At 72.2% G+C, this 13,329-nt stretch carries 13 protein-coding genes; 5 read left to right on the top strand and 8 right to left on the bottom strand.

The annotated features are described in order from the left end of the window. Window positions 1–114 precede the first annotated feature (114 nt). Window positions 115–1,140, bottom strand: coding sequence for an AraC family transcriptional regulator (locus EMA17_RS32750; protein ID WP_126640793.1), 1,026 nt, complete (start codon window positions 1,138–1,140; stop codon window positions 115–117). A gap of 91 nt (window positions 1,141–1,231) precedes the next feature. Between EMA17_RS32750 and EMA17_RS32745 the strand changes: the two genes are divergently transcribed. The 4 genes from EMA17_RS32745 (at window position 1,232) to EMA17_RS32730 (ending at window position 4,160) form a co-directional block, all read left to right on the top strand. After that, window positions 1,232–2,095: an NAD(P)H-binding protein gene (locus EMA17_RS32745; protein WP_126640792.1), complete on the top strand. Its 864-nt coding sequence runs from the start codon at window positions 1,232–1,234 to the stop codon at window positions 2,093–2,095. 2 nt (window positions 2,096–2,097) lie between these two features. Next, window positions 2,098–2,577 (top strand): anthrone oxygenase family protein, encoded by a 480-nt coding sequence (locus tag EMA17_RS32740; RefSeq protein WP_246127049.1) that lies wholly within the window; start codon window positions 2,098–2,100, stop codon window positions 2,575–2,577. A 38-nt stretch (window positions 2,578–2,615) separates the two neighbouring features. After that, window positions 2,616–3,155, top strand: a complete 540-nt coding sequence (locus EMA17_RS32735) for an anthrone oxygenase family protein (protein WP_126640790.1) — start codon at window positions 2,616–2,618, stop codon at window positions 3,153–3,155. A gap of 186 nt (window positions 3,156–3,341) precedes the next feature. Continuing rightward, on the top strand, window positions 3,342–4,160 hold the full coding sequence (locus EMA17_RS32730) for a hypothetical protein (RefSeq protein ID WP_246127048.1): 819 nt from the start codon (window positions 3,342–3,344) through the stop codon (window positions 4,158–4,160). Between the two features lie 7 nt (window positions 4,161–4,167). Here EMA17_RS32730 and EMA17_RS32725 read toward each other — a convergent pair whose 3' ends face one another. Further along, on the bottom strand, window positions 4,168–5,361 hold the full coding sequence (locus tag EMA17_RS32725; protein WP_126640788.1) for an RtcB family protein: 1,194 nt from the start codon (window positions 5,359–5,361) through the stop codon (window positions 4,168–4,170). A gap of 426 nt (window positions 5,362–5,787) precedes the next feature. Between EMA17_RS32725 and EMA17_RS32720 the strand changes: the two genes are divergently transcribed. Next, window positions 5,788–6,006: a hypothetical protein gene (locus EMA17_RS32720; protein WP_126640787.1), complete on the top strand. Its 219-nt coding sequence runs from the start codon at window positions 5,788–5,790 to the stop codon at window positions 6,004–6,006. Window positions 6,007–6,027: 21 nt separating this feature from the next. Here the strand turns inward: EMA17_RS32720 and purU are convergent, their stop codons facing one another. From purU to EMA17_RS32690, 6 genes are all read right to left on the bottom strand, one after another. Beyond that, entirely contained in the window at window positions 6,028–6,936 is a 909-nt protein-coding gene (purU, locus tag EMA17_RS32715; RefSeq protein WP_246127047.1) for a formyltetrahydrofolate deformylase, read from the bottom strand. Window positions 6,937–7,047: 111 nt separating this feature from the next. Continuing rightward, window positions 7,048–7,494, bottom strand: a complete 447-nt coding sequence (locus tag EMA17_RS32710) for an SCO4402 family protein (protein WP_170222292.1) — start codon at window positions 7,492–7,494, stop codon at window positions 7,048–7,050. Between the two features lie 201 nt (window positions 7,495–7,695). After that, window positions 7,696–8,577 (bottom strand): hypothetical protein, encoded by an 882-nt coding sequence (locus EMA17_RS32705; protein ID WP_126640786.1) that lies wholly within the window; start codon window positions 8,575–8,577, stop codon window positions 7,696–7,698. Between the two features lie 169 nt (window positions 8,578–8,746). Continuing rightward, window positions 8,747–9,871: a uroporphyrinogen-III synthase gene (locus EMA17_RS32700; RefSeq protein ID WP_126640785.1), complete on the bottom strand. Its 1,125-nt coding sequence runs from the start codon at window positions 9,869–9,871 to the stop codon at window positions 8,747–8,749. Window positions 9,872–10,014: 143 nt separating this feature from the next. Further along, entirely contained in the window at window positions 10,015–11,388 is a 1,374-nt protein-coding gene (locus tag EMA17_RS32695; protein WP_126640784.1) for a hypothetical protein, read from the bottom strand. Window positions 11,389–11,597: 209 nt separating this feature from the next. Beyond that, entirely contained in the window at window positions 11,598–12,974 is a 1,377-nt protein-coding gene (locus EMA17_RS32690) for an NsdA family TPR-like regulatory protein (protein WP_126640783.1), read from the bottom strand. Window positions 12,975–13,329: the final 355 nt, after the last annotated feature.

Here is a 13,329-nt window from a genome sequence, read left to right as displayed (position 1 = left end):
GCGATACGGGTTCCTGTACCGCGAAGTTGGTGCCCGCCCAGCCTAATCACCCGATCACACGATCCGATGTACGGGCCACGGGTCGACCCGGTCGTCGGCCGGGTGGCCGGCGGGTCACCGGCGGGGCGCCGAATCCTCGGGGGTGATCGGCTCGTTCCCCTCGGCCCGCTGGTGGCGCGATCCGTCGATGCCCACCCGCTCGCGGCGCAGGGCCCGGGTGCGGTGTTCGCGCGGGCTCATCCCCCGGACCCGCTTGAACGCCGTGCTGAGTGCGAACGCGTCGCCGTAGCCCACCTTTTCCGCGACCGCACCGACCGTGGCCTCCGGTTGGCACAGCAGGTCCGCGGCCAGCGAGAGCCGCCAGGCGGTGAGGAAGGCCATCGGCGGCTCGCCGATCAGTTCGCTGAACCGCCGCGCCAGCGCGGCCCGGGAGACCCCGGCCGAGGCGGCCAACGACCCGACCGTCCAAGGCTGTTCGGGGTTGTTGTAGATCAGGCACAACACGTGGCCGATCACCGGGTCGCGGTAGCCGCGGTACCAGCCCGGCGCGTTCGTCCCGGAGCGGGCGAACCACGAGCGCAACATCGCGATCAGCAGCAGGTCGAGGAGCCGGTCCAGGACCGCCTCCTGGCCCGCCTCGTCCTTGACGATCTCGGTGGCCAGGAGCGGGATCACCGGGCAGTCCACCTCGTCCACCCGGATCACCGCCAGGGCGGGCAGCGCCTCCAGGAGCGAACGGCTGACCTCGCCGGCCAGCTGGTAGGTCCCGGTCAACATGATCGTCTCGGCGTCCGCGCTGTTCCCCCACGTACGCACCCCGAGCGCCATCTCCTTGGCCAGGTCCCGCCCGTCGGGGGTGGAACAGCGCTGGCCGGGATGAATGATGATCTGCGGTTGGCTGTCCGGCGCGTCGGAGACCCGGTAGTGGTCGGGCCCGCGCACGATCGCCACGTCGCCGGCGGTCAGTCGCTCCGACTCGCCGCGGTCCAGCGCGATCCACGCGTGCCCGCGCACCACCGCCACGACGGTCAGCGGCGCCTCGTCGTGGATGCGCATGGACCACGGCGCGCTGAGCATCGAACGCAGCAGGAAGGCGCCTTGCGCCCGGGGTCCGTTGAGCAGGCTCGCGAGAGCATCCATGCGCGCATCCTAGCGAAGATCGAGACGATCAAACATGTTATTGGGCGCTTCAGCGATGTTCACTCTCACAGCCAGGCCCTTGAATAGAGCCATGACGACGAACGAGCAGCACCTCGCGAACACCGCCGGCACCGACTACACCACCACGCTGATCGTGGGCGGAACCGGCAAGACCGGCCGCCGGATCGCCGCGAAACTGATCGAGCGGGGCCGCACGGTCCGCCTCGGTTCGCGCTCCGCGGCGATCCCCTTCGACTGGACCGACCGCACCACGTGGGCCCCGGCGCTGCGCGACGTCGAGAAGGTATACATCTCCTACCAGCCGGACATCGCCGCCCCCGGCGGCGCGGACACGGTCGGCGCGTTCGCCGACCTCGCGGCCGAGAGCGGCGTGCGGCACCTGGTCCTGCTGTCCGGCCGGGGCGAGCCCGAGGCGCAGGACGCCGAGGCCCGGGTGCGGGCCTCCGGCGCCCACTGGACCATCGTGCGGGCCTCCTTCTTCGCCCAGAACTTCGACGAGGGCGAGTTCCTGGGCCCGCTCCTGGAGGGCGAGTTGGCGCTGCCCGTCGGCGCGGTGGGCGAGCCGTTCATCGACGTGGAGGACATCGCCGACGTCGCGGTCGCCGCGCTCACCGAGGACGGGCACACCGGGCAGGTGTACGAGGTGACCGGGCCGCGGCTGCTGACCTTCGCCGACGCGGTGGCCGAGATCGCCCGCGCGTCGGGCCGCGAGATCGGCTACGTCCAGGTACCCCTGGAGGCGTACTCGGCGGCCCTGACCGAGCACGGGGTTCCCGCCGAGGTCGTCGACCTGCTGGCCTTCCTGTTCGGCGAGGTCCTCGACGGACGCAACGCGCACGTCGCCGACGGTGTGCGCCGCGCGCTCGGCCGGGACCCGCGCGACTTCTCCGACTACGCACGCGACGCCGCCGCCCGCGGTGTCTGGAAGGTGTGACCATGAGCGGCCCCCTGTTCGTCCTGACCCTGGTCGCGGCCGTCGGCTGCGCCACGATGGGCGGAGTCTTCTACGGCTTCTCCTCCTTCGTGATGGCCGGTCTGGGCCGACTCCCGGCGAACCAGGGGGCCGCGGCCATGCGTGCGCTCAACGTCGAGGCCCCGAGGCCGCCCCTGATGATCGGCCTGCTGGGCACCGCCCTGCTCTGCGCGGGCCTGGGTGTGACCGCGCTCGTCTCCTGGGACGGGGCGTACTCCGGCTACCTGATCGCCGGCGCGCTGAGCTACCTGATCGGCCCGCTCGGGCTGACCGCCGGCTACCACGTGCCGCGCAACGACGCGCTGGACCGGGTCGAGCCGAACTCGCGGGCGGAGGAGCGCCTCTGGGCCGCCTTCCCGACCCGGTGGACCCGGGCGAACCACCTGCGCGCGCTGGGCGGCATCGCCGCCGCGGTCTGCCTGACCCTCGCCCTCACCCGCTGACCTCTCGACACCACCCATCCGAAAACGGGGACCCCGCCATGACTCGGCCCGCCACGCAGTCGTCCACACCATCGACCCGCACCGCCGCCATCGTGCTGGGCGCAGGCCTGGTCGCCACCGGCCTCGTCGCCGGCGTCTACTTCTGCTTCGCGGTCGCGATCATGCCGGGCCTGGCCCACGTCGACGACCGCACCTTCATCGACTTCCTCCAGCAGGTCAACAAGAGCATCGAGAACCCGGTCTTCTTCTCCTGTTTCTTCGGCGCCCCGATCCTGGGCGTGATCTCCATCGTGCAGACCCGCAGGCTCGGCACCACCGAGGCCGGCCGCTGGATCATCGCCGGCGTCGCCCTGGCCTTCGTCGGCATGCTGATCACCATGGGCGGCAACATCCCGCTCAACAACAAGATCGACGACGCCGGCGACCCCGCGAAGGTCGCCGACCCGGCCAAGCTCCGCGAAGACGTGGAAAACACCTGGATAGCCTGGAACATAGGCCGCACCCTGTTCGCCACCGCCGGCCTCACCGCCCTCACCCGAGCCACACACCTCCTCGCCCGAACCGACCGCGCCCACTGATCCGCACGCACCGTTCGGCCCCGGTGAGCACACGCTCGTCGGGGCCGAGTTCATGCCTGCGTCGAGCCGCGGTCCATCAATCGCTCCATCGTGTGACTTCACCGATTCCATGGGCCAATCGAGTGATCTTCGACGTTTCCGCTCCCCCGGCCAAACGCCGAATCGCACATTGGTGCGATGCACTTCATGGACCTCCGTCGCCCGGAGTACTCCCACATGTTCGGTTTCCTGCAAGCCGACGGCCATCTCTCCGCAGGCACAGGGCAACGCGGCCGACTGCGCCTGGAGGTGAGTGCCCGCGACCGGGAGCTGCTGGAACGCTTTCAACGCCTGTGTCCGTACCCGAGTTCGATTCGCGAGCGCACCCGCGCGACCAACTTCTCGGCCGAGCACGCCTCGTCGATCTGGACCTTGTGTGCCCTGGAGGCCCGAAACACCCTCCATGCCCTGGGCATGCCCTACGGCAGGAAGTCGACCCTGATCGGCCCACCCACCGGCGACCACGTCGCGCGCGACTACCTACGCGGGCTCGTCGATGCCGACGGCGCGATCGGCGTGACGGCCAAGGGCTTTCCGTTCCTGAGCCTGACCACGTCGAGCGCGGCCGTCTCGGACTACTTCTGCCAGTTCGGTCTGGCCGTCGGCGGCGCCCTGCGACGCCCGGGCCGCAACGCGCGGGACGGCGTCTTCAACATCCTGTACACCAACGATCCGGCCGTTGCGATCGCTCGTGAGCTCTACTACGAGGGCAGCCCAGCGCTCGCGCGCAAGGCCGCGAAGGCCGAAATCGTCAGGGCATGGGAGCGACCGGCCGGTATGCGGGCCCGGTCGGCACCGAGGCGTTGGACCGAAGTCGACGACGCGGTGGTCCGGGCTCATCCGGCCGATACCGCAGCCGTATTGCTCGGTCGGACCGTCGCGAGTTGCACGATGCGCCGATGGCGACTCGCCAAAGCGGGGGAGCCCGTCGAACCGGCTCCCCCGCAGTTGGCTCTGTTCTCGTGACGCTCGGTCAGCCCTTGACCGTGATCAACGGCTTCAGATGCGTCACGATCTCGACCAGGTCGGACTGGTGCCGCATGACCCGGTCCAGGTTCTTGTACGCGCCGGGGATCTCATCCACGACGCCCGCGTCCTTGCGGCACTCGACGCCCTGGGTCTGCTCGACCAGGTCCTTCACCGTGAACCGCTTCTTGGCCGCGTTCCGGCTCATCTTCCGGCCCGCGCCGTGCGACGCCGAGTTGAACGCGTCGACGTTGCCGAGGCCGCGCACGATATACGAACCGACCGCCATCGACCCCGGGATGATCCCGAGATCGCCGCTGCCCGCCCGGATCGCGCCTTTGCGGGTGACCAGCAGGTCCACCCCGTCGTACGTCTCCTCCGAGACGTAGTTGTGGTGGCACGAGATGGCTCGATCGAAGGTGACCTCTCGTTTCGTGAAGTACGTGGACACGACGTCTCCGTACAACGCGAGCATCAGATCACGGTTGAGCCGGGCGTACTCCTGCGCCCAATACAGGTCCGCACGGTAAGCGTCCATCTCCGGCGTACGCGCGACGAACACCGCCAAGTCGCGATCCACCAGGTCCTGGTTGTGCGGCAACGACTGTGCGACACCGATGTGGTGATCGGCGAGTTCCTTGCCGATGTTGCGCGAACCCGAGTGCAGTTGCAGCCACAACCGGCCCTCGCTGTCGCTGTCCAGCGACAGATAGTGGTTCCCGCCGCCGAGGGTGCCCAGTTGGCTTGCCGCCCGCTCCCGCCGGAAGTGCACCTCCGAGGCCAGTTCGCCGAACCGGCTCCACACCGAGTCCCACCGCGCGACCGGAAAGGAGCGCAGTTTCCGCACGTCCACCGGCTCCTTGTGCCCTGCGGGCCCCACCGGCACGTTCGCCTCGATCCGCGATCGCAGGTCGGCAAGATCGTCGGGAAGGTCCTTGGTCGTCAACGACGTACGGACGGCGGAAACGCCGCAGCCGATGTCCACGCCGACCGCCGCCGGGCAGACGGCGTCGCGCATGGCGATGACCGAGCCGACCGTGGCGCCGCGGCCGTAGTGCACGTCGGGCATCACGGCGAGGCCGTGCAGCCACGGGAGGGTGGTGATGTTGCGGAGCTGCTGCATGGCCTGGCCCTCGACCGCGGCCGGGTCGGTCCACATGCGAATCGGTACCCGGGTGCCGGGGACCTCGGTGTACGACATGGTTGGGTCACTCTCCTGAGCGGACGGTGGTGAAACGTGAGCACGGCGGCTCGAAGTCTTGGGTGGCCGCCCCGGCGCACTCCGGGTAGTGGGCCCGGGTGCGCCACGGGGCAGCCGGTGGCGGGGACCGCAGGGTTGGCGACTGCGGGACCCGCGGAGCGGGAAACGAAGCAGGGGTTACACGCGGCGGGCCGAGGCACCCCTGACGGGGCGTCGGCCGAAGTCACGGAACCGCACCGGCTCGCTCCTCTCCCTACGGGACAGGACACACGGAGGACCTGTCGTTGGCTCGGCCTCCATCAAGCCACGGCAACGCCGCACCTCGCAAAGGGTTTTCCGGCGCGGGCGGCGAGCCCCGCGCACGCCCCCGGGACACACCGCGCGCCGCTGTGACACCCGACCCGGGCGGGCGTACATTCCCGATGCATGTTCGTCGTCGGGGTAGCCGCGTGGATCACCGCCGTCGCCTGTGTCCTGTTCGGGCGCGATCGGCATCGGCAGCGGGTGCCTCCGGTGGTCCGCGACTTCGACGGCGACGGGCCGCTGGAGCGCACCGAGTTCCCCCGACCCGCCCGGGCCGGGTGGATCGCCGGCGCCGGCGCGGCCCTGGTCGGCTCGGCGGCGTTCGTACTCAGCGTCAGGTGAACCGCCCGGGGGCGGGCCCGGTCAGGCGAAGACGACCGTGCGGGTCCCGTTGAGCAACACGCGCCGCTCCGAGTGCCATTTGACCGCGCGCGCCAGCGCCTGACACTCCACGTCCCGACCGACCGCGACCAGCGCCGCCGGGGTGACCGCGTGGTCCACCCGCTCGACCTCCTGCTCGATGATCGGGCCCTCGTCCAGGTCGCCGGTGACGTAGTGCGCGGTCGCACCGATCAGCTTCACCCCGCGCGCGTGCGCCTGGTGGTACGGCTTCGCGCCCTTGAAGCTCGGCAGGAACGAGTGGTGGATGTTGATCGCGCGGCCCTCGAGCTGCTTGCACAGGTCGTTGGACAGGACCTGCATGTAGCGCGCCAGCACCACCAGTTCCACGTCGTGCTCGTGCACCAGCGCGAGCAGCCGCGCCTCCGCCTCCGGCTTGGTCTCGCGGGTGACCGGGATGTGATGGAAGGGCACCCCGTACGAGCGGGACAACTCCTCGAAGTCGCGGTGGTTGGACACCACGCCGACGATCTCGATCGGCAGCGCGCCGATGCTGCTCCGGAACAGCAGGTCGTTGAGGCAGTGCCCGAACTTGCTGACCATCACGAACACGCGCATCCGCGCGTCCCCGTCGTGGATCTGCCAGTCCATGTGGAAGGACGCGCCGACCGCGGTGAAGCCCGCCCGCAGCGCGTCCAACTCGACGCCCGGCTCGGCGGTGAAGTGCACGCGCATGAAGAACAGCCCGGTGTCGCGGTCGCCGAACTGCTGGCTGTCCACGATGTTGCAGCCGGTCATCATCAGGAAGCTGGCCACCGCGTGCACGATGCCGCGCTTGTCCGGACAGGACAGCGTGAGCACGTACTGGCCGGCACCCGTCGACGCGTCGCCGGCGTCGGTGCCGTCGAGAGGCTGCTGGGTCTGCTCGGTCATGGACGCGCCCTTCTTTGCGGTGTCTGCCCGTGTCCACCGCCATCCGCCGAGGTGCGCGGTGTCGACGTGGCACGGCGGCCGGTCGTACAGGATCCCACGTCCGGTGCGGGCTCAGCGCCCACCGGTACGGATACGCAACACGTCGAGCGAGTCCGGCGGCGCGTCGGGGTCGTCCTCGTCCGCACCGGCCAGCGCCACGTGCGCGGCGCGCGAGGCGGCGACCACGTCGGGCCAGCGCGGGTGGGTGAGGTAGGCGGGCGCGGGGGCGTCCTCGCCGACGTCGTGCAGCACGCCCAGGATCTCCCGCACCGCGGCGTCCACCAGCGCGGCCTCCTCGGCGTCGGTGACCAGAGAGCCGATGTAGGTGGTCGCCGACCAGCGGTCCAGCCAGGAGTCGCCCACCAGGCGATAGACGGCGTCGGTGATCGAGCCGTACTCCGGGCGGCCGGCCAGCCAGGACTCGCGCTGGAACGTCGGGTCGCCGAACATGTGCAGCGCGGAGCGGACCTGGGCCCGCCAACGCCACCACGGAACGGTGCTCTGGCGCATACCTGCCATCGTGGCGCCTCCTCCCCTGTCCCCGCTTCGGTTTCACCGATCCGATCCGGTCGCGTTCCGGATCCGATCCCGATCGCATCCGGTCGGGATCTCCCGGATCGCCGCGAATCGCCACCGATCATGCCGCAGACCGGATCGATCCCGCCGGCGGGGCGACGGCCTGGCCGGCGGGATCGATCCGGTCCCCACGATCCGCCGCGGTCAGTCCACCACCTTGATGGTGATCAGCCCGCGCTCGTCGTCGAACACCCGCAGCGCGGCCACCGCGAAGCCCGGGTGGTCGCGCATCCAGTTCTGCGCGGCGAGCAGGATCCGGGCCGCGCTGTTGAAGACCTGCGCGGCCTCCGTCGAGTAGTCCCCCGGCAGGTGCGAGGACAGGTCGGTGTCGATCGCGACCTCGTACTTGCCCTTGTGGTCCAGCGTGAGCCGCACCTGCTGGAGGTGCGCGCCCTCCGCGGTGGTGTGCAGCGCCGCCAGCATCGCGGCCCCGTAGTCGTCCGCGGCCGGCTTGCGGTCGTCCCGCTCGGCGCCGAGTCGGAAGTCGATCGCGTCGCGGTCCGAGTCCAGGATCTCGATCCCGCCCACCCACAGCGCCGGATGGTCCTCGGCCCACTGCGCGGTCTCGGTCAGCAGCTTGCCCGCCCGGTCCCGGACCAGTTCCTCGGCCTGCGTGTTCGAGCCGTTGCCCCGGACCAGGTCGGTTTCGAGCGTGACCTTGTAGACCTTGTACGAGCTGACCACCCGGACCTTGGTGACGTGGCCCCCGTGCGCGGTGGTCCGCAGGTGGGTCAGCAACTCGCTCCCGTACGCCCCCGACTCGGGGGTGTCGCCGGCGGCCGCGGGCGGGACGACCGGCGGCACCGTGGCGGGTGTGCCGCCCGGCGGCACGGTGGCGGGCGTGCCGTCCGCCGCGACCGTCCTGGGCGCGGGCGTGCCGATCCGTGCCGCGCTCGGTCCCGCGGTGGCGACCGTGTCGGCGACCTTGCCGGCGTCCGGCGATCCGGTACACGCCGCGGCTCCGGCCACGGTGGTGGCGAGGAGCACGACCGCGGACAGTCGTGTGCGCTTCCGTATGCGTATCAAGGTTCGTGTTCACCCCCTGTCACCCAGCCATGGTGCGGGTTGGTCCTCGGCTCCTACCAGGCGGGGGGTAGCGCGCGGAGGAAATATACCGCTTTGCCGGCGCCCCGACCGGCACCTTTCGCCCATGGCGGGCGCCTCGGTCGGGCCGGGACGCCCGCCCGGCCCGGGGTCAGGGATCCACGGCCAGACGGTAGCCGCGCTTGGTGACGGTGAGGACCAGGTCCGCGTACGGCCCGAGCGCGGCGCGCAGTCGGGCGATCGCCGCCTCGACGGCGTGCTCGTCGGTCCTGGGGTCCGCCCACACCCGGCGCAGCAGTTCGGCCCGGCCCATGACCCAGCCCGGTTTCTCGGCGAGGGCGCGCAACACGGCGGCCGGGATCGGGGGCAGCCAGATGGTCCGCCCGTCGACCAGGACCGCGTTGCCCTGGACGACCAGCCGCCGGGTGCCGGTGTCCAACTCCCGGCGGGCCCGCGCGGGCAGCGCCTCGGCGATCGTGCGCACCAGCGAGCCGATCCGCCCGCGCTCGGGCCACACCGACTCGACGCCCAGGTCGGCCAGCGGACGCGCGCACACCGGGCCGATGCACACCGGCAGCACATCGGCGCGCAGCGCGGCCAGCACCTCGGCGTGCCGACCGGCCGCCTCCGCGGTCTCCAGGAACGCGCCGATGGCGGGCGCGCTGGTGAAGGTGAGCGCGTGCACGTCGCGCCGCACGGTCTGCTCGACCAATCGGCGCACCGCGCCCGGGTCGTCCGGCGGCCCCCAGCGGAACATCGGGATCTCCACCACCTCGGCGCCGCGTTCGCGCAGCCCCTCGGCGAAGCCCGGGGCCGGCGCGCCGTGCTCCTGGACGGCGATCCGCCGCCCGCGCAGATCGCGCGCGAGCAGCCAGGCCAGCACCTCGCCGCGCGAGTCCGAGCCGGGCGAGTAGACCTCGCGCAGCCCGCTCGCGCGCACCGCGGTGGTCGCCTTGGGCCCGCACCCGACCACCACCGCGGCCCGGCAGGCGCCGGCCAGCCGGGCACCGCGCCCCCACCCCTCGGCGGCGCCGAACCAGCCGCGCCAGCCCACCCCGGTGGTGGCCACCACGTAGTCGAGCCGGCGGTCCAGGGCCCGCTCGGTGGCCCGGCGCAAAATCGGATCGTCGGCCGGCGACACGATCCGTACGGTGGGCGCGTCCACCACCTTGGCGCCCAGATCCCGGAGCAGCGCGGCGAGTTCGTCGCGGCGCCGGGCCGCGGTGACGCCGATGGTGAACCCGACCAGCGGCGCGGCCCCCGTGCCTGTCTCCATGGGGTGAGACTCGCCGACGTGTGTTACGTCCCTGTTGCCGGACGGTCACGCGGGAGTTAGCGCCTGGGTCGATGGGCGGGTCGGCCGGGGTCCGCGCCGGGTCGAGCGGCCCACACGGCCCGGGTCGCCGGCGCGGCGGTGGCTCAGAAGTCGCCGGCGCTGCGCTTGCCGAGGTTGTTGTCGGCCGCGATCGGGTTCCACAGGCCGACCACCTTGTTCTTGGCGGTGGTGGCCCGGCCGCCCGCGCGGTCGGCGGCGCGCTTGTGGTCGGTGTACTCGGCCTTGTGGTCCTTGCAACCGCCGTGTGCCATCTCGTTGCCCCAGGCCGCGAGTTCGCGGTCGGACTCGGCGGAGGCGGTCCAGGCCTCGCGCAGTCCGGCGACCAGGTCGGCGCCGCGGGTCAGCTTGTCGGTGGTCAGCTTGTCCAGGCCCGCGAGCTGCTGATCGCGCTGCCTGGCCGCCTCGTTGAGCGACTGCGCGCCGGCCGCGGGGTCGTCGCACTTCTGGATCTTCTGCACGGCCTGCGACACGACCTGTCGGGAGCCGGCCCCCGACTGGAGGAGGCGGTCCACGGCGGACGCCTGCGCGGCGCCCTCGTTCGCCTTGGCGGGCGGCGTCGAGGTCCCGGGCGCCCCGCTCCCGGACGTCTCCGGCTTCGGACCGGCGGTCGCGGCGGCGCCCTTGTCCGCCTTGTCGCTCTTGTCGTCGTCGCCGAACGCGCCGCTGGCGAACACCCCGATCGCGGCGACCACCACGAGCGCCCCGACGCCGGCGGCGATCAGCGGTGTGCGGCCCCGGCCCGGGCCGCCGTGGTCGACGGGCGGGACGGTGTGCGGCCCGTACTGCGGGGCGGCCGGTTGCGGCGCGGCGTACCCGGCGGATTGCGCGGCGGGATACCCGCCGGACGGCGGCGCGGGCTGCCCCGAGTAGGCCGGCCGTATCGGCGGCGCGGGAATGCCCACCGGCCCCGTACCGGCGGGCGGCGAGCCGGCCACCTCGTCCCGGAACAGGCTCACCTCGAACACCTGGGTGGGGTCGGCCGCCCCCGCCGGCTGCGGCCCGGTCCCGGGCGGCGCCAGGGGCGAGCCGACCGCGGCCCCACCCGGCGGCGTATGCATCGGCCGCGGCGGCATCTGCCCGGGCGCGGCCGGCGGCTGCGGCTGCCCCGGCTCCGGCCGAAACAGCCCGTTCGGGTCGTGCTGCCCCGGCGCCGGGGGCTGCTGCGCCGGATACGGCTGCTGCCCCGGATAGCCCTGCTGCCCGGGAAACGACTGTTGCCCCGAATACGGCTGTTGCCCGGGATACGGCTGCTGCTGCCCGGGATACCCCTGCGGCTGCCCCGGATACGCCCCCTGCCCGTACTGCTCCGGCGGCCCCTGATCCGCGTAGTCCTCGAACCTCGGCAACACCTCGGTCTCGTCGCGCGGGAGTTCGAGCGGGCCGAAAGGCGACGGCCCCGGCTGCCCGCCGTTCGGACCGTGTCCGCCCGTGCCGCCGTCCGCTGCACCGGATCCCATGCCACCCACCCGTTCGTCGCCTCGAAGCCGTCGCACCGGGGCGTCGCGCGACCGGGCGGATCGTCCGGCGGCCGCTCCCCCGGTCCGCCCGACGGTAACTCAGTCGTTCGAGTGACGAACAGCGGCGCGTGCCGCGACCGGGCTCCGGCGGGGGTGTTCGCCGGCCCCGGTGAGCCGACCCGCCGCAGGTGGGCGGCGGTGTCGGGCGATCAGACCGGTACCGCGTGCACCGCCTCGGCGAATTCCCGGACCACGAGTTCGTCCCGATACGGCTCGAGCCGGCGCTGGAAGTCCTTGAGGTATTCGAGCCCGCGCGCCGAGTGCAGCCGGCCCACCAGGTCCAGCGCCTCCGCGCCGACCGCGCACGCCTCGTCCAGCCGGTTCTGCTGGAGGTGCGCGGTGGCCAGCAGGAGCGTGTCGACCGCCCGCCGGCGCACCCGCGTGTCGGCGTGCCCGTCCAGCGCCTCCCGCGCCGCGGCCTCCGCCTGCCGGGGCCGGTCCAGGTCGCGGTAGCAGTGCGCGAACTCGTCGGACAGGTACGCCTGCGAGAAGTGGCTTATCCACGCCGGGTCCTCGTCCGGCAGCGCCAGGTCCATCGCGGACTGGGCCCGGGCCAGCGAGCCCTCGCACGCGCGCGCGTCGCCGAGCAGCGCGTGCCCGCGCGCCTCGGCGGCGTGGAACATCGCCTGGGTGGTCGGCGTGGCCTCGTGTTTGGCGCCCTCCTGCGCGGCGCGGGCGAGCTGGGTGATCTCGCGCGGATTGCCCAGGCTGCCCGCGAGATGGCTCATCCCGGCGGCCAACACGTAGCCCCCATAGGCCCGGTCCCCCGCGGCCTGGGTCAGCCGCAGCGCCTGGATGTAATAGCGCTGGGCGAGTCCCGGCTGGCCGGTGTCCACGGCCATGTAGCCGGCCAGCTCGGTGAGCCGGGCCACGGCCGCGAAGAGGGCGCGTCCCGTCTCGTCGGAATAGGTCCCGTTGAGCAACTGCGTCACCACACTGCCCAGGTAGTGCACCACGACCGGCCGGATGTGCCCGGCGCCGAAGCGGTGGTCGAGCGCGGACAACATGTCCGTGGTCGCGCACACCGCCTCGATGTCCGAGACGCCCACGCGCGGTCCGCCGATCCGGGCCACCTGCGGATCCGGCTCGGTGATCAGCCAGTCCCGACTGGGCGCGACCAGGGCCGCCACCGCGACCGAGGAGTTGAGCAGGAAGTCGCGCCGGTTGACGTCGCTGCGCCACAACTCGGTGACCACCTCGACGGTGGCCGCGGGGGTCGCCGCGAACTGCAGGCCGACGTTGGTCGCCAGGCTGCGACCGTCGGCCATGCCGATCTCCTCGACGGTCACCGGCCGGCCGAGCTTGCGCCCGATCGCCTCGGCGATCAGGTTCGGCACCGCGCCGCGCGGCTGCTGACCACGCAGCCAACGGGCCACCGAGGTCTTGTCGTAGCGCAGGTCCATGCCGTGTTCGGCGCCGCACATGTTGACCCGTCGGGCCAGCCCCGCGTTCGAGCAGCCGGCCTCCTGGATCAGTGCCGTCAATCTCTCGTTGGGCTGCCTCGTCGCCTGCGTTCGCGCGGCCATCGGCGTTCCCTCCCCGACCGTTGGTGCGGGCTTGCGACATGCGGGATCGGCGCGACGGGGGCTTGCCCAATCCCGTCGAGTGCGCGCCCGATGCCTGGTGAGTCCGTTGTGCGTGTCGAGCGGACGTCGCCCGTCCGCCGGGTCCCCTGATCCGGGGAATCGCCGTTGCCGCCCGGCAGTCGGACGAATGATTCATCCGCGTACGGAGCGTAGTGACCCATATAGAGCAGCGGATAGGGCACCCTTCACTGCGCCCCCCGATCTGCACCCATGCGCCCCCCTTGCGCCGGATGGCCGGCGATGATCCCATCGCCCCTGATCATCCGGTTTCCATCGGCCGGCGCGCGCCCGCGCG

It is taken from the genome of Embleya hyalina (assembly GCF_003967355.1).
Lineage (GTDB): Bacteria > Actinomycetota > Actinomycetes > Streptomycetales > Streptomycetaceae > Embleya > Embleya hyalina.
The sequence above is the reverse complement of the archived record's forward strand: the minus strand, read 5'-3'. Positions and strand labels throughout refer to the sequence as shown.